Source organism: Pseudoalteromonas sp. 1_2015MBL_MicDiv, assembly GCF_002407505.1.
GTDB lineage: Bacteria > Pseudomonadota > Gammaproteobacteria > Enterobacterales > Alteromonadaceae > Pseudoalteromonas > Pseudoalteromonas fuliginea.
Map to the genome: position 1 here is coordinate 1 of NZ_CP012738.1, position 16,603 is coordinate 16,603.

The following is a 16,603-nucleotide window of genomic DNA, read 5'->3' on the forward strand; positions in this document are numbered from 1 at the left end:
ATTTAACCACCTTTAAACTTCTTTATTTATACTAAGCAATATTAATGATGTAAAAATATTATTAGATGTCTTCTTTTTAAAATGCATGTCGCCATAAATAGTTGTTTACAGCAAATTGAATGGACATTATACTTACTGCCTAACTTTGAGGAAGGAAAGTATGTCTATCAACAATAATGCGCTAAATACCTATCGACTTTTAAAAGCGACTGCTGAAGTTGCAGAAAAGTCATTAGAAGGACGTATTCAACATTATCGCGCTCATCTTAAATCCGAAGAAAAAGAGTTAAGAACATACACCCAAAAAGCAGCAGCCGATTTACTAGGTTGTAATAATCGTACCTTAAAAAGACGCCATGATAATGGTGATTTTGATGATTTAAACATAAAACGCGGTGCAAATGGCCATTATGCTTACACACTTGTAAATATTTTTGCAATGGCTGATATTATGGATATCAAGCCTGATCACCGCACTAGCGACGACAAACTTCAAGTTATTGTTATAAACTCCCTCAAAGGCGGTTGTGGTAAAACAACCAGTATGGTTAATATTGCAGCGGCACTTGCCACAACCAATATTAAACGTTATCGCATTGGTATTATTGATTTAGATCCGCAAGGATCATCATCTAGCTTCTTCCCCTCTAGCGAACATGATCCAATTACTGTTGGTGATTTAATGCGCGATTGCATAGATCTAGACGAAGGCGAAACATGGCCTGAATTTGTATCAAACTCATTTTTACCTACGCATATTCCAAATATTCGCGTTTTACCATCGGGTATGGATGACTTTTATTTTGAGCACGAAACTGCCACTTTATTAAAAGATACTTCAAATTATGAGCAAACTCGCCATTATCATAAGTTATTAGAAAAAGTAATCGAGCCGGTTCAAGATGAGTTTGATATTTTACTTATTGATACAGCCCCAACTCTTAACTTTATGTTTTATAATGCATTAATGGCATCTACAGCGATGCTTATTCCTGTTCATCCTGAAGCTGTCGATTTTGATGCAAACAATAAATATCTAAAAAGGTTAGGCGAGATTTATCATACTGTTGCTGCGCTTGGACATGAAGGTTGGGACTTTATGCAGTTTCTTGTGACCAATTATGTAAAAGGTAACCATTCACAACGCGATATTGTTAAAGATGTTCGTAGTGCATTTGGCCGCCAAGTAATGAGTTACCCAATTAACCACAGTTCTGCAATTACAGCGAGCTCTTCATCTTTTAATACTATTTTTGATCAAAAAGCGTCTGATAGTTTAGCCAGTCGTGAATCGCTTATGCGTGCACAAGAAAACATTAAAGATGTTGTTGACGAACTTGAAATGCTAATTCGATCTAATTGGCAATCCACACAATCAAAATTAAATACGCCTAAGTAAGGATGTTAAATAAAAATGGCTAAAAAACGTAAAAATGACACCCGCTTAGATCCATTTGCAACAGCTGTAGGCAGCAGTAGTCTTGATGCATTACTAGAACAAGCGAATGCTGGCGATGTAATTAGAATGCCTGCACCGAGCGACCCTGCTCGTCAAATTACGCTTGTTTGTAAAGTGATCGCACATGCTGATATTGAATCTACCACTGGTGTATATGGCAAAAATCGTCGCGTACAGGCACTTCTTAACGAAAAGTCAGTATCAGATATTCTTCCTGCAATTAGCGATGATGGTCGAAATCAGCACCCTGCTTTGCTTTGGGATCAAGGTGACAAAAGTTTAGTTCTTGCAGGTTCACGTCGTCGTATGGCCTGTATTCTAGGTAACGCTGATTATTTAGTGCTTAGCTCAAGTGACTTTACTGAACAAGATGCAAAAATTTTAGCTGTTTCATCTGATCAATACATAGCACCAAGTTTATGGGAGTTAGGACAAGCTTATCAACAAACTAAAAATGAATTAATTGAACAAGGTAAAAAAGGATCTTACCGAGAAATAGCTGCTCTTGAAGGTGTTTCGCATACTGCCATTGCAGATGCAATTAAAGCCTATGAACAAATACCAGCTGAGGTTATTGCGCTTTATCCTACGGCTAATCATGTTGGTAGAGAAGTTGCTAAAAAGCTTGTTATTGCAAAGGAGCGTGATCCTGATAGCTTTAATCGGTTGGTTCAAGAGCTAGCAAGTAACAATGACATTAACGCGATTACAAGCGACGACAAGCGTGCAATGGCTGTTACCAAATGCTTAACAGCTGAACCGCAAACTACAGTAAAACGCGAAGCTGTTCTCGAAAATGATTTTGTTTCACTTCAACGAAATCTTAAAAGTGGCGATGTTTCTATAAAAATAAACAACAAAGTGATGACAGACAAGCGCTTAGAGCAACTTACAAAGCTATTAAGTGCTTTTAATTAGTTAGTAAAATAGCGATCTATCCAGTTTGTTTTGTTAGTTAAATATTGATCTGCAATATTATTTAGTTAGTATAAATCTGATCTGTACACGCCGTTAATGTGCTTATTTAGCCTGTTTTATTGCGTAGATCATTTTTTTACTAACTATTCGCCTCTTTTTTATCTATTCACCATATGTTTTAAAAAGTGTTAGTAAAATTCTGATCTAAAAGCGCTCTAACTATTGTTTAAGTTGTTTTTATTTTTTGAATCAGCAACATTTTGCAATTTATTCAACAAAATCCATTCTAAATTTAGTTATAAACCAATTTTTTACTAACCAATCAACTCCAACCAGTTTATATTGCGTTAATATAGCTTTAGCTCAGAGCACATAAGGCATATACTGGCAGAATTATTTTTAAAAACTAATCCTTAGAGTGACATGTCTGCTAACTTATCAAAAAATGATTTACTGGCTATTTTTGAAGAAATTAAAAATGAGCAGGCTACTCAGTTTCCTCTTTCAGAACGCTTTATAAATAAGCTGTTTCGACCCAATGTGCTAGCCAAAGGTAAAGAGTATTACAAAAACGGAAAAATCAGTTGGTTAGAGCATACTTCTAACTTTTCTGTTGTTGATTCAACTGTGCAAGGTGATAACGGTACACCGTTCAATCAGCGTATAGAGATCAGTAAAATACCAACTGGTTATTCGGTTGATACACATTGTACGTGTAATATAAAAACTAAATGCCGTCACCTAGCAGCAATTTTATTAAAACTAAAAATAGAGCACTCTGGTGAATACGGAGAAGATTACTTTATTAATGATTGGTTTAGTGAGTTAAGCGCACTCAAAAGCGCCGAGCAAACAATACCGTCGCAAGTTTTACTCTTTGTATTAGATATTGAAAATAACAAAGTATTTTTATCACCTAAAATAGCTAATTATGATAAAGATCAAAATTACACATTAGGTCGTAACCTTACCGATCAGCAACTTAATAGCTTTATAACCCCGAATGATTTACTCGAAAGTGATTTTAGACTTTATAGTTGGATCCGTTCACAAAATGCTGTAGGTAATATTGAACTCAAAGGTTTATGGGGTTTTAATGCGTTGCAACAACTTATTGCTACAGAACGATTATTTTTACAACGCTCTCGTGTTGCAATTAAGCCACAAAGTGCCCAAGCGCTGAACTTTAATTGGAAACAAGAAAAAGATTTAACGCAGTTGGGTATTAATTTGGAGCAAAGCAAAAATTGGGCACTGATTAAAACAACGCCACCTACATACATAGATTTAGATTATTTAAAAATAGGGCGTATACGTACGCCATTAAGCGCTGATGAAATCTCACATTTGCAAACAATACCCGCTTTACATAGTGCTAACTTCGATCGAATTTATAAGCAGTTAGCAGATAATTTTGGTGCGGGCGTTATACCACATCCAACAAATTCACAAACAACGCTACCTAAAGCAGCTAGTAATGCTGTTTTAAAAGTAACTACGGGTGAACAAGGCTTAACGCTTTCATTGTTATTTAAGTATAAAAACAAGAATTATTTAGCAGGTGCAGCGCCTGCTAGCTTAATAAACAATGCGTTTGAAAATACCGTTAAAAATGAATTAGTGAATTTAGGTTTTGAGTTTTGTAAAGGGGGTTTACAAAGTGAGTTTGTTTTTACCAAGCAGTCCCCTATTCATCTACATTGGCTTACCTATGAAGTATTTCCAAGTTTTAAAGAGCGCGGTTGGAAAGTAGCGATTAGCAAAATGACAGTTGCTAATCCACAAAGCGAAGTTACACTTTATGCGAATAGAGCCGCAGGGCATCAAATGCATTGTAAAGTATTACTTAGTGGTGCAAAAGCTGCGCTACTTTTTAATAATGAAGATTTAACTTATCAATCATTAAATCGTCAAAGTGAGCTATTTCATTACTATCCAATGGGTCGTCAATTTGGCGTTATCAATAAATCAGCTATTAATTTACTAACTGAATTTAAGCAACGCTTTGAGTTTGTAAAAACAAGAGATGAATTTAATATTCCGCTTTCGTACTTGCCTGAGCTTGTAAAACACACCGCAATAAATGTTGAGCTTCATGACGACTCTTTAGAGCTTTACTTACAAGAACTAAATAATACCGACCACGCTATGCCAAAGGTATCTTTACATGGCTTAAATGAGTCGGTAGAGCTTAGAGAATACCAACAACAGGGCGTTGATTGGTTAAGCTTTTTAAAACGTCATAAGCTTGGTGGTATTTTAGCTGACGATATGGGTTTAGGGAAAACACTGCAAGTGATTGCTTTTTTAACTAGCGCGTATAATCGTCCGCAAGCTGGCCCTACTTTAATCGTGTGTCCGACAAGTTTGGTAAGTAATTGGGAAAATGAAATAACTAAGTTTGCTAAAGGCTTAAAAGTGACAACTATTTTTGGTTCTCATCGAAACGAGCCACTACAGCACCTTGCTCAATCGCAATGCATACTGACAACTTATCCGCTGTTAAAACGTGATATAGCATATTACTCGCCATTATATTTCGAAAATATAATTCTCGATGAAGCGCAATACATTAAGAATGACACAGCACAAGTATCGCGCTTAGTTAAACGACTTAATGCTGATTTTAAGTTATGTTTAAGTGGTACGCCAATCGAAAATAATTTACTTGAGCTTAAATCTTTACTCGATTTTGCTATGCCATCATTACTTGGTTCACAAGCCCATTTTAAGCAACATTTTCAAACTCCAATTGAACGTGAAGCTGACATGGAACGTGCTGAACAGTTAAAAGCGTTGATTATGCCTTTTATATTGCGCCGTACTAAAGCGCAAGTAGCTCAAGAGTTACCTGAAAAAACAGAGATAACAAAAGAGTTTGAGTTTGAACCTAAACAAAAAGAAATGTATCAGGGGATTACACGCTCTCTTGAAGAAAAGTTAATAGACTTATTTGCAGAGCAAGGTGTTCAAAAAAGTAAACTAGCCTTTTTAGAAGCATTATTAAAGCTTAGGCAAATTTGTTGTCACCCTAAATTAATAGAGCCTGATACGCAAGCTGGCTCTGCTAAATTAGAATGGCTCACGACCCATTTACCATTGATGTTGAGCCTTGGTCGTAAAGTAATTATATTCAGCCAGTTTACTTCGGCACTCGACTTAATTGCTAAGCGCCTAGATGAAATAAATATAGATTTTAGTCTACTTACAGGACAAACTCGCCATCGAGATAAAGTAATTGATGAATTTACTAGCGGTAAAACATCGGTATTTTTAATTAGTTTAAAGGCCGGCGGCACAGGTCTTAATTTAACGCAGGCAGATACCGTTATACATTTTGACCCTTGGTGGAACCCCGCAGTAGAAAAACAAGCAACCGATCGCGCTTATAGAATTGGACAAACGAACCCTGTGTTTGTATATAAACTCATAATGAGTAACTCAATTGAGCAAAAAGTATTTAAAATGCAAGAAGATAAGCAAGCTTTAGTTGATGCATTATTTACCGATAAATCAATGAGTTTTACCCAGTTTGATGAACAGCAAATGTTGTCATTAATAAAAAACTAGAATCTTTTTTGAACTTAATTAATTAAAGTGCGTCTACTACTTTGCTTGTTGTTAAATTGCAGTTTACACAAGCGATAATGTTGATTTCCCTATTTAGTTACTAATTTTAGTAATGATTGAGCCAGCCCATTTTGAGTTGGCTTTTTTTATGTCTAAAATATAGCGCTAGCACTTATTTTAAAATTTTTTATTTTTTTATGAACTTAATTTAAAAACAGGCGTCTACTATTATGCTTGTTGATTAATTGCAGTTAATACAAGTTTTATGTTGATTTCCCCCTATTTAATTACTAACTTTAGTAATAATTAAGCCACTTCATTTTGAACTGGCTTTTTTTATGGTCAAAATTCATCATTTAAATATTATTTAAATTTTTTTGAGTTTTTACTGAACTTAATTTAAAAACAGGCGTCTACTATTATGCTTGTTGATTAATTGCAGTTAATACAAGTTTTCATGTTGATTCCCCCTATTTAATTACTAATTTTAGTAATAATTAAGCCACTTCATTTTGAACTGGCTTTTTTTATGCCTAAAATTTGCCAATTCCAATCAACCACTACTCAGATAAACGAATTTGTACCAATCTGCTTTGGTATGAAGTGATTTAATTCGTTCAGTTGTTCAAATACTTATGCTGATTGGTATCACTTAAAGTTATTAAATTATTTTTGAATTAATTACTTCATTTACCGGTCTACTGTAATACCTGTTGTTATACAACTTAGCCAAATAATGTAATTTATTTTGGCAAATGCGTATTTAAGTTGCAGCTTGCTCGGGTACATGTTGATTTTCCCTTTGATTACTTAATTTAGTAATATTTAGCCAGCTTATTTGAGCTGGTTTTTTTATGTCTGTAATTTCTTTGCTCCTCTACTTCTATTGCTTGTTATTGGTTATGATGGCATGTCTCTAAATCTTATAAGTTTATTTTTATGCTCACTCAAATATTCACTAACATCGATTGGTTAAGTGCAGGCGCTGGTGCTATTTTAGGTATTGTATTTTATGGTGTTATATCTGCGCAGCTTCGCAAAAAGCTACACCTAAAAATAAGCGAACAACAACAACAGCTTTCAGTCTTACAAAATCAGTTTGATAATAAAGAGCTACAATACAGCACCTTACTTGAGGATCACGAACTACTCGAACATACTCACCAAGAGCAGCGCGATGAGGCGCAGCATTTTAAAACGCGTTTTAGCGAACAAGAAAAACAAAGCATTCAATACAACCATTTTTGGCGCAAAGCCGAAGACGAGCTTACAATGCTTCGTGAGCAATATAATCAACGCGATGTTGAGTATAATAATATGCGCACCACCCTTGAGCAGAAACAGCAAAGCTTTAGTGAGCAACTCGCGCAAATTGAGCAAAGTAAAAATATGCTCAAAAAAGAGTTTGAAAATCTAGCCAATAAAATTTTAGAAGAAAAATCACAAAGCTTTAAAACCTTAAATCAAGAAAGCATTGAGCAATTATTAAAACCAGTTCAAGGCGAGCTAAAAGGTTTTAGAGAAAAAATGGAATCAATACACGTTGAAGATATAAAGCAACGGACCGCGCTAAAAACTGAGCTACTGCATTTACAAGCTAAAAGCCAAGCTATAACAGATCAAGCCGACAAGCTCAGTAACGCGCTACAAGGGCAAAAGAAGACCCAAGGTAATTGGGGGGAACTCATGCTCGAAAACGTGTTAGATAGCGCAGGCTTACGCGCAGGTGTTGATTACAAGCGCGAAGTGTCGTTTAACACTGAAGATGGCCGCTTACGCCCTGATGTAGTTGTGTACTTACCACAAGGCCGCCACTTAGTTATTGATGCTAAAACATCATTAAATGCTTATACACGCTACGTAAATGCTGAAAATGAGTTAGATGCTAATCAAGCGATTAAAGAGCATGTAAATGCGGTTACAGCACGTATTAATGAGCTTGCGAGTAAATCTTACGACCGTTTGCCTGGTATTAACTCGCCAGAAGTGGTGGTTATGTTTGTACCAATAGAATCAGCTTTTGTTGAGGCGCTTAAATATCAAAGTGATATTTACCAACAAGCAATCGAAAAAAATATATTAGTAGCCACCCCCACTACCCTGCTGACTAGTTTAAATATTGTTAAACAGCTTTGGCGTTTTGAAGAGCAAACCAAATATTCAAAAGAGTTGGCAAATCGAGCTGAGCGTTTTTATAACAAGCTCAATGGTTTTTTATTAAGTATGGAAGGCGTAGGTAAGCAGCTTGATAAAGCGAAAGAAAGTTACGACAAAGCGTTCTCGCAATTATACCGCGGTAAAGGTAATTTAATTAAACAAGCATCAGAGTTTAAAGAGCTTGGTGTATCGGTACAAAAAGAGTTACCTAGTGAGAGCGTTGAACGTGCGCAGCTAGAGCTCGATTAAATTATTTTAAGTGTTTTGACTTAAAATAAAAACTTACCTTAAGTTTTAAAGCACACTTAAGTAAATATTATTAAATAATGTACGTTAGAGATTAGAGGTGTTTATGAGTAATAAGATTATAGGTATTGTTTTAATCGTTATAGGTATCGCTTTAATTATGTGGGGATATGACGTGTATGATGCGGCGGTTTCGCAGTTAAGCCGTGCATTCAGTGGTGATACACCAATAGAAGCATGGGCGGGTATTATTGGCGGTGCCATCTGTGTATTAATTGGCATTAAAAAGCTTAAGTAATATAAAATACAGCTTATTTTAGTAAGCTGTATTCATTTATTCGTAATCTATCACTTTTAGTAATTCATTCAATTTGCCTTCTGGCAGGCATTCGCCTTTATCCCAATAAGAGTTGAGTAACGTAGTTAAACTGCCAATACGTTGTGACTTTTTCTGCATTTTCTCAATCAAAATTTCAGCTTCTTTTTGTTTTTTTTCTAGACGTTCAATTATTACTGTGTGGTTTAGCTCGTCGTTTTCGTTACGTAATAAAGGTATTTCGTTGAGTGAAAATCCCAAGCTTTGTGAAAATTTAATTAACTGCAATTTTTCTAAGTTTTGTTGGGTGTACAGCCTATAACCATTAGCACTGCGAGTGGTTGGTGTTAATAACCCTTTGCTTTCGTAAAAGCGAATAGTACTGGCGGGTATGTTGGTAAGTTTTGCAAGTTCGCCTATTTTCATAACTAATAATAACTCCACTTTACATAAACTTAGTAGGTTGACCTTCAAGCTAACTTTAAGGTTATAGTTGTTTTAATGTCAATTTAATTAGCCCATAACTATGCGTAACCCTGTATTTACCCCTTTTACCTTGCCAAGTGGTTTAGTATTAAAAAACCGTATTGCCAAAGCCGCTATGGAAGAAAACCTTGCGCAAGAGGATCAAACGCCCTCCCAAATACTCAAAAATGTTTATAGCGCATGGGCAGAGGGGGGAGCAGGGCTAATTATTACTGGCAATGTAATGATTGATCATTTAGCGATGACAGGCCCAGGCGGCCTTGTGCTTGAAAAAAGTACCGATATTACTGCCTTTGCAGAGCTTGCTCGTTTATCGCAGCAAAATAATTGCAAAGTGGTGATGCAAATTAATCACCCTGGTAGGCAAGTATTTAAAAAAATGGGTGGAAAGGCTCTATCAGCGTCAAGTGTTGCACTTAATATGGGTAAGCACTCGCACTTGTTTGGCGTACCAAAAGCGATGACGAAAACTGATATTGACGATGTTATTACCCGCTTTACACAAACTGCGCAGCAAGCTGAAAAAGCAGGTTTTAATGGCGTACAAATACATGCAGCGCATGGTTATTTACTGGCTCAGTTTTTATCGCCACTAACCAATAAGCGCGACGATAAATGGGGAGGGAGTTTACAAAATAGAGCTCGCTTACTTCTCGAAATAACCCGCAGTATTAAAGCTACTTGCTCACTTACCTTTTCGGTTTCGGTAAAGTTAAACTCTGCTGATTTTCAACGAGGTGGGTTTGAACCCAGTGACGCGCAAGTTGTAGTGGACTTATTGAATAAACTCAATGTTGATTTTGTAGAGCTTTCGGGTGGTAGTTACGAAGCACCTGCCATGCAAGGAAAAACAGGTGATCAGCGCACACTTGCCCGCGAAGCGTATTTTTTAGAGTTTGCAAAAGCGATTAGCCAACGCTCATCAGTCCCAATAATGACTACAGGCGGTATTAGTCGCTTATCTATTGCCAACAACGTGATTGAAAGTGGCGTTGCCCTCGTGGGTATTGCCACTGCGCTTGCATACCAACCAAATTTACCAAACAAATGGCAAAATGAGCCACTGCAATTAGCCGTGTTACCCAATGTTACTTGGCAAGATAAAACTCTCGCAGGACTTGCCACTATGGCAATGGTTAAAAGACAAATATGCCGTATAGGCCAAGGCAAACCCGTAAAAATAAATGCCTCACCAATATTTACTTTAATTGGCGACCAACTACGTTCGGTTAAATTAACTAGGCGTTACCGTAAACGCTTTGCTCATGAGCTTAATGTTGAGGCTAAGTAGGGTTTCTTAAATTAAAATAATACACCAATGATGATTTTATAGGCTAAGGTAAAGCTTCATATTAATTTGAGCTTTTTGAGACCTAAATGAATATAGGCATTTATATTTATGATAACGCAGAAGTACTCGACTTTTCTGGCCCTTTTGAAGTTTTCAGTACCGCTAAGCGTTTAGCTGAAAATAACTGGAATGTATTTTTTATTGCAGAGCAAAGTAAGCCTGTAATAGCGCGCGGAGGTTTTAGTGTAAACCCCCATTACAACTTTTTAGATCACCCTCATATTGATTTATTAATTGTGGTAGGTGGCGATCACACCGCCGAATTTAATAAAAAGCAGGTGATTGATTGGATCAGTAAAAGTGCAAAAACAGCTACTCGTGTTGCGTCTGTATGTACGGGCGCGTTTTTGCTCGCAAAAGCCGATTTATTACATGGCTTAAATGTAACAACGCATTGGGAAGATCAAAATGAATTGGCGTTATTATTTCCTGATTTAAATGTAATTAGTGATAAACGTTGGGTGCAGCATAATCAATTTATCACATCAGGGGGGATCTCGGCTGGCATAGATATGAGCCTGCAATTAGTAGCATTGTGCAGTACTGATGAATTTGCTTGCTTAACAGCAAAACAAATGGAATATCAGTGGCATAAAAAATAACAGGCCCAAGTAAAACTACTTATACAACTGTTTGTAATCGACATATCACTCCCCTAAGTCCCAGTATGGGGTATCGCCATAAAAGTCGCTCGCAAAATCAACAAAAGCACGCACTTTGCTCGGTAAAAACTGTCTATTAGCATACACCATGTAGAGTCCCATTGGGTCGGGTTCATAGTCTTGTAAAATGCGCACTACTTTACCTTGAGCCAGCGCTTCGCCTGCAATAAATGTGGGCTGCATAGCAATACCACCTCCCGCAATGGCTGTATTTAGTAGTAAGTCACCATTGTTAGCCACAAAGTTACTTTCAAGCTTTAGCTCGCTTTTTAGCTCATTAACTCCAAATAGGCGTTTTGTGGGCTCGCTAAGGGAATAGCGTAAATAATTATGCGACTGTAAATCTAAAAGCGTTTGTGGCGTGCCATGGAGTTTCAAATAATCGGGTGACGCAAATACCGCTAGGTGTATAGGGGCAATTTTTTTAGCTATGAGCGTTGAATTTTTTAATACGCCAATGCGCAGCGCAATATCAATACCTTGCTCTACTATGTCTACATATTGGTCTGTGAGCCGTAAGTCTAACTTTAAATTTGGATACTGCTTTTGAAAATCAACCAGCAAACCTGCTAAATGCTTAGTACCAAATGACATAGGTGCACTAATACTAAGTACACCCGAAACATTCTCGCTTAAGTTATTTAGTGAGTTTTCCATGTCTTCAATATCAACAAGCACCTGCTGACAACGCTGATAATATTGATTCCCAGCCTCTGTTACACTTACTTTTCGCGTTGTACGGTGTAATAAACGCGTGTGTAGATTATCTTCCAGCGCAGAAATATATTTGCTGACTAACTGCGGGGAAATATCGAGCTTATCGGCCGCTTTTGAAAACGATCCTTCTTGCACAACGGCCAAAAAGGTTTTCATGGTGGTGAGTTTATCCATCTTTAACAATACTTTATTGATAATGTATAAATAAATACCATATTTATCGTCAAAATAAAAACTAATATAGTGCTTAATAACACATCTATTTGTTTAAGGTTTTAGCATGACTCAGCCCGCTTTATTTATATCTCACGGTTCGCCAATGATGGCTGTACAGCAATCGGCTACGTCAGATTTTCTTGCATCATTAGGTCAAACGCTTAGTAAACCACGAGCTATTGTGGTGTTTTCTGCCCACTTTGATGAACCGCACGATATAGTTATTACATCGGGAGATGCGCCGCAGACTATTCACGACTTTTATAACTTCCCCAAGCCCCTGTATGAAATTCAATACCCAGCACTAGGAGACCCTAAGCTTGCTAATACTATTAGTGAGTACTTTTACAAGGCGGGTATTAAAGCCGTGCAAAGTGCCAAGCAAGGTTGGGATCATGGTGTGTGGATCCCGCTGCGCTTAATATACCCAGCAGCTAATATTCCTATAGTTCAGGTATCTATTAATACACGTCTTGGCACTAAAGCTATGTATAAATACGGACAGTTACTTGCACCACTGCGCAGCGATAACGTATTAATTATTGGCTCAGGCGGTATTAGTCACAATCTACGTGAAATATTTAAAAGCCCTCCTACACCTAACCGTGTTCAAATGGTTAATGAGTTTACCCATTGGGTTGAGCAAAAGTTAATAACGCAAAACACCCAAGCGTTACTTAACTATTTAGATGAAGCACCCCATGCTTTATTTAACCACCCTACTGCAGAGCACTTTTTACCTCTTTTTGCAGCGCTTGGTAGTGGTGACGGTCAAGTTGAAAAAATACATGAAGACATCGAAATGGATATTTTAGCGCTTGATGCATACAAGTTTTATTAAATTGAGCGTTCGTTCAAATTAAGTTAAGCTGCAAGCAAGTACTCTAAAACCAACTTAATTTATTTTATTGCGGAGCAAACATGGCAACTACACTTGCGTTTGACGTATACGGTACGCTAATAAACACTCACGGCGTACTGTCCCTACTCGACGATATGATTGGCGATAACGCCCAAGCATTTTCAAATACATGGCGCGAAAAGCAATTAGAGTATTCATTTAGACGTGGATTAATGCAAAATTATATTCCCTTTTCGCTATGTACAAAACACGCACTCGATTACGCCTGCTTAGCGCACAAAACCGAGCTAAGTGAAGATCAAAAAGAGCAACTGCTAGAGCTTTATAAAACGCTTCCTGCGTTCGATGATGTAAAAGCAGGCCTTGAGCAATTAAAAGCGAAGGATTACCGTTTGTTTGCATTTTCAAATGGGGCTGCCGACGCAGTTCATACCTTATTAGAAACCGCTGGCATTAGTGAGCTTTTTGAAAGGGTAGTAAGTGCCGACGACGTTAAAACCTTTAAACCAAACCCTGGGGTTTATAGTCACTTTTTACGCGAAACCAATTCAACTGGCGCAAACACATGGCTTGTATCAAGTAACCCGTTTGATGTAACCGGTGCTATATCACATGGTATGCGTGCAGCGTGGATTCAACGATCTGAGGAGTCTATTTTCGATCCTTGGGAAATACAGCCAAATACAATCGCAACCGATTTACTCGATTTAAAAGTAAAATTAGAAAGCGTTAACTAATTTTAATCATACCCTTTATACCTTTGGTGTTTGTGCATTTTAGGTGTAAAGGGGGTTTACGTTTGAACCACTATTAATGCTATATTCTTTAGCAAGTGTTTATTTACTAGTCTAGTTTTTTACCCCTACCCTCTTAACTTAATCTCTGTATTAATAAGCGCAATTAATGCCCTATTTCATCTGAATTAGAGCTTATATCAGAGCGCTCATTCCCTATTGATAAAATGTGATAATTTTGTGATTAATTCGTGACACAGTTGCGAAACTTACCTTCCATAATGTTCCTAAATTAAATAACAAACTTTAGGTTTTAGCTTAGAGCAACAGCATCACTTGATATCAACAGGTTTAGATTAATTAAAAAAATTATCAGTTTTTGATTTTTTTCATAAATAAGCATTATTTATTTTATAAACGTCTGGTTTTTTAAACTTAAAGCGAAATAAAACATGCTAATTGAAAATCACGATAAAAATTTAGTTAATTACTTCAAAATTTAAATTTAATAAATTAGTGGAAAATAAAAATGAAATTTAAAAAAGATCACAATGAAAAAAGTTACATATTAAAGGGAATATCTTTTTCAGCCATCGCTCTATCTATCAGCTTCGCGTCAGTTAACGTGTCGGCTGGGGCATGGGTTGGTGAAGAAGGAAGTGGTTATATTAAGTTAGGTTACGCTGATTATACGTCGAGCAAATATCGTGGAAACAACCCAACCTTTGAGCGTTTTGAAGGGCAAAATACATCACTTTACTTGGAGCATGGTTTAGGGAATAACTTCTCTATTTATGGCTCATTATTACATCAAAGCTATGAACAAGAAGATTCTGTAACGGGCACAAGTAGCGCCAGCGGTTTTGGTGATACCGAGGTTGGTATTCGATATCAATGGCAGGCAGAACCTTTTGTTCTATCTACTTCTTTTTTAGTTAAAACCCCTTTTTTATATGATGAGGATGATGGGTTAGGAAATAACCAAGAAGACTACGAAGCCAAAATATTGTTAGGCAAAGGGTTGGATAAGTTTGGTTATATTGGGGCTGAAGTTGGTTATCGGGTTCGTACCGCAGAGCCTTCTGACGAATACAGATACTTGCTTGAGTATGGTTTTAACGTTAATAAAAACATTTATATGCGTGCCAAACTTGACGGAATACTAAGTGCAGAAAATGCAGATTCGTCAACTTCAATCAATGCTGCAAATTTATCAAATCCTTTAGAGTTTGACTCAGGAAAATTTGAACTGGCTACAGGTTGGAATTTTGATAAAAACTCGTCATTAGCTGGCTTTGGTATTGAGCTTACTTTTACACGTGAAATTTACGGTAGCAATATCCTGCAAGGTAATAATATTCAATTTGGTATTACTAAGGTTTATTAAATTATGTCGTTAATTGGTTCGTTAGTACTTGTTGTTCATTTTTTATTATTAGCTATTTTATCTTTATTTGGTTTGCACCGTTTGTCTATGGTATTTCGATGGTTTAAATATCGAAATTTTACACCTCAATCACCTAAAATGTTTGAGAAATTACCAAAGATAACAGTTCAAATTCCACTTTATAATGAAAGGTTAGTTGCCAAAAGGATTGTTGATTCAATTGTATTATTGGAGTATCCGGCTGATCGTTTACAAATACAAATTGTTGATGATTCTAATGACGATACAAGTGAGGTTATTGCTGAACGTGTATCGCATTATAAGCTACAAGGCATAAATATTGAGCACGTACAGCGAACCAATCGTCATGGTTTTAAAGCTGGTGCATTAAAAGAGGCAATGACAACGGCCGATGGTGAATTTATTGCTATCTTTGATGCTGACTTTATACCTACTCCGGATACATTATTAAAAAGTATTCATTTTTTCACTCAAACTGATATTGCCATGGTGCAGTTGCGATGGGAGCATTTAAATCGTCGTAGTAGCTTATTAACAAAAACACAGGCTGTAATGCTCGATGCTCATTTTGGGTTAGAACAGCATGTGCGCTGTGCGAGTGATATGCTTTTTAACTTTAATGGGACTGCAGGTATCTGGCGTACTTCAGCCATTATTGATGCAGGCCATTGGAGTGCTGATACTTTAACTGAGGATTTAGATTTAAGTTATAGAGCTCAACTAGCTGGTTGGAAAATGCAGTATTTAAATCATATAACATGTCCAGGTGAGCTGCCTGCTGATATGAATGCGTTTAAAACTCAGCAGTACCGTTGGGCTAAAGGTGGCGTACAAGTCATGCTTAAAATGCTAAAAACAGTATGGAAAGCAAAAATACCGCTTGTTAAAAAACTTGAATCAACGTTTCATTTATCAAATAACCTAGCTTATTTAGTCATGATGCTAGATACATTATTTTTCTTATTACCTAGCTTATATTTACGTGCGCAATATGATTACATAAACGTTTGGTGGATTGATATTGCCTTATTATTGATGTCTTCAGGCGGACACATTGCATACCTATATTTTGGTCAAGTGGTTTTAGGTCGCTCAAAAATACGTGCATTAGCAAAATTACCTAACTTAGTATTGTTAGGTATACAGTTGGCAATTAATAATTCTAAGGCTGGTTTTGAAGCTTTAATGGGCAAAGAAAGTGAATTTGTCCGCACACCTAAAACAGGTGAACTACAAAAAGCAGAACATACTTATAAAAGTGAAAATCAAGCTTCGCAGGGCTTTAAAAATAAGCCGCACTATAAACCTTTACCTCCTAAAGGTGCCATTTTTGAATTTTTAGTTGCAGCTATCTATGTCGTAGTTTTAGTGTGGGCTGTTATTTACCAATATTGGTTTATATTGCCATTTGTATCGTTGTTAGCTCTTGGGTTTGTTATGTCTGCAGTTAATAGCTTTTATAGTCATTATCAGCTATCTAGACACGCTTAAAATGAACCTG

At 36.7% G+C, this 16,603-nt stretch carries 13 protein-coding genes; 11 read left to right on the plus strand and 2 right to left on the minus strand.

The genetic code is table 11. The annotated features are described in order from the left end of the window. Positions 1-160: 160 nt before the first annotated feature. The 5 genes from AOR04_RS17610 to AOR04_RS17630 all read left to right on the plus strand — a co-directional run bounded on the left by AOR04_RS17610 (position 161) and on the right by AOR04_RS17630 (position 8,648). Entirely contained in the window at positions 161-1,399 is a 1,239-nt protein-coding gene (locus AOR04_RS17610) for an AAA family ATPase (protein ID WP_007378808.1), read from the plus strand. Between the two features lie 15 nt (positions 1,400-1,414). Further along, a complete protein-coding gene (locus AOR04_RS17615) occupies positions 1,415-2,377 on the plus strand; it encodes a transcriptional regulator (RefSeq protein WP_096794157.1) in 963 nt (320 codons plus the stop codon). Between the two features lie 423 nt (positions 2,378-2,800). Beyond that, a complete protein-coding gene (locus AOR04_RS17620) occupies positions 2,801-5,947 on the plus strand; it encodes a DEAD/DEAH box helicase (RefSeq protein ID WP_096794158.1) in 3,147 nt (1,048 codons plus the stop codon). A gap of 939 nt (positions 5,948-6,886) precedes the next feature. Next, the gene (gene rmuC / locus AOR04_RS17625; RefSeq protein ID WP_096794159.1) at positions 6,887-8,353 is read left to right on the plus strand and encodes a DNA recombination protein RmuC; all 1,467 of its coding nucleotides are present in this window, start codon (positions 6,887-6,889) and stop codon (positions 8,351-8,353) included. A gap of 103 nt (positions 8,354-8,456) precedes the next feature. Next, a complete protein-coding gene (locus AOR04_RS17630; RefSeq protein ID WP_007378812.1) occupies positions 8,457-8,648 on the plus strand; it encodes a DUF3185 family protein in 192 nt (63 codons plus the stop codon). Positions 8,649-8,684: 36 nt separating this feature from the next. Here AOR04_RS17630 and AOR04_RS17635 read toward each other — a convergent pair whose 3' ends face one another. Continuing rightward, positions 8,685-9,092 (minus strand): MerR family transcriptional regulator, encoded by a 408-nt coding sequence (locus tag AOR04_RS17635; RefSeq protein ID WP_007379075.1) that lies wholly within the window; start codon positions 9,090-9,092, stop codon positions 8,685-8,687. Between the two features lie 100 nt (positions 9,093-9,192). Between AOR04_RS17635 and AOR04_RS17640 the strand changes: the two genes are divergently transcribed. Together AOR04_RS17640 and AOR04_RS17645 are read left to right on the plus strand one after the other, a co-directional pair. Continuing rightward, the gene (locus tag AOR04_RS17640) at positions 9,193-10,443 is read left to right on the plus strand and encodes an NADH:flavin oxidoreductase/NADH oxidase family protein (protein ID WP_096794160.1); all 1,251 of its coding nucleotides are present in this window, start codon (positions 9,193-9,195) and stop codon (positions 10,441-10,443) included. A gap of 86 nt (positions 10,444-10,529) precedes the next feature. Next, positions 10,530-11,105, plus strand: a complete 576-nt coding sequence (locus AOR04_RS17645; RefSeq protein WP_033030093.1) for a DJ-1/PfpI family protein — start codon at positions 10,530-10,532, stop codon at positions 11,103-11,105. A 45-nt stretch (positions 11,106-11,150) separates the two neighbouring features. Here AOR04_RS17645 and AOR04_RS17650 read toward each other — a convergent pair whose 3' ends face one another. Next, positions 11,151-12,056 carry a LysR family transcriptional regulator gene (locus AOR04_RS17650; RefSeq protein ID WP_096794161.1) on the minus strand — a complete coding sequence of 302 codons (906 nt, stop codon included), beginning with the start codon at positions 12,054-12,056 and terminating at the stop codon, positions 11,151-11,153. Positions 12,057-12,162: 106 nt separating this feature from the next. Between AOR04_RS17650 and AOR04_RS17655 the strand changes: the two genes are divergently transcribed. From AOR04_RS17655 to AOR04_RS17670, 4 genes are all read left to right on the plus strand, one after another. Next, a complete protein-coding gene (locus AOR04_RS17655) occupies positions 12,163-12,939 on the plus strand; it encodes a DODA-type extradiol aromatic ring-opening family dioxygenase (RefSeq protein ID WP_096794162.1) in 777 nt (258 codons plus the stop codon). Between the two features lie 80 nt (positions 12,940-13,019). Further along, positions 13,020-13,697 (plus strand): haloacid dehalogenase type II, encoded by a 678-nt coding sequence (locus tag AOR04_RS17660; RefSeq protein WP_096794163.1) that lies wholly within the window; start codon positions 13,020-13,022, stop codon positions 13,695-13,697. A 526-nt stretch (positions 13,698-14,223) separates the two neighbouring features. Beyond that, complete coding sequence (locus AOR04_RS17665; protein WP_096794164.1) at positions 14,224-15,081, plus strand: hypothetical protein; 858 nt, start codon at positions 14,224-14,226, stop codon at positions 15,079-15,081. Between the two features lie 3 nt (positions 15,082-15,084). Continuing rightward, positions 15,085-16,593 (plus strand): glycosyltransferase, encoded by a 1,509-nt coding sequence (locus AOR04_RS17670; RefSeq protein ID WP_007378777.1) that lies wholly within the window; start codon positions 15,085-15,087, stop codon positions 16,591-16,593. Positions 16,594-16,603: the final 10 nt, after the last annotated feature.

Bases quoted from the DNA above. Each gene is read 5' to 3' on its own strand.
- AOR04_RS17610 (WP_007378808.1), top strand. From the start codon at position 161: ATGTCTATCAACAATAATGCGCTAAATACCTATCGACTTTTAAAAGCG.
- AOR04_RS17615 (WP_096794157.1), top strand. From the start codon at position 1,415: ATGGCTAAAAAACGTAAAAATGACACCCGCTTAGATCCATTTGCAACA.
- AOR04_RS17620 (WP_096794158.1), top strand. From the start codon at position 2,801: ATGTCTGCTAACTTATCAAAAAATGATTTACTGGCTATTTTTGAAGAA.
- rmuC (WP_096794159.1), top strand. From the start codon at position 6,887: ATGCTCACTCAAATATTCACTAACATCGATTGGTTAAGTGCAGGCGCT.
- AOR04_RS17630 (WP_007378812.1), top strand. From the start codon at position 8,457: ATGAGTAATAAGATTATAGGTATTGTTTTAATCGTTATAGGTATCGCT.
- AOR04_RS17635 (WP_007379075.1), bottom strand. From the start codon at position 9,092: ATGAAAATAGGCGAACTTGCAAAACTTACCAACATACCCGCCAGTACT.
- AOR04_RS17640 (WP_096794160.1), top strand. From the start codon at position 9,193: ATGCGTAACCCTGTATTTACCCCTTTTACCTTGCCAAGTGGTTTAGTA.
- AOR04_RS17645 (WP_033030093.1), top strand. From the start codon at position 10,530: ATGAATATAGGCATTTATATTTATGATAACGCAGAAGTACTCGACTTT.
- AOR04_RS17650 (WP_096794161.1), bottom strand. From the start codon at position 12,056: ATGGATAAACTCACCACCATGAAAACCTTTTTGGCCGTTGTGCAAGAA.
- AOR04_RS17655 (WP_096794162.1), top strand. From the start codon at position 12,163: ATGACTCAGCCCGCTTTATTTATATCTCACGGTTCGCCAATGATGGCT.
- AOR04_RS17660 (WP_096794163.1), top strand. From the start codon at position 13,020: ATGGCAACTACACTTGCGTTTGACGTATACGGTACGCTAATAAACACT.
- AOR04_RS17665 (WP_096794164.1), top strand. From the start codon at position 14,224: ATGAAATTTAAAAAAGATCACAATGAAAAAAGTTACATATTAAAGGGA.
- AOR04_RS17670 (WP_007378777.1), top strand. From the start codon at position 15,085: ATGTCGTTAATTGGTTCGTTAGTACTTGTTGTTCATTTTTTATTATTA.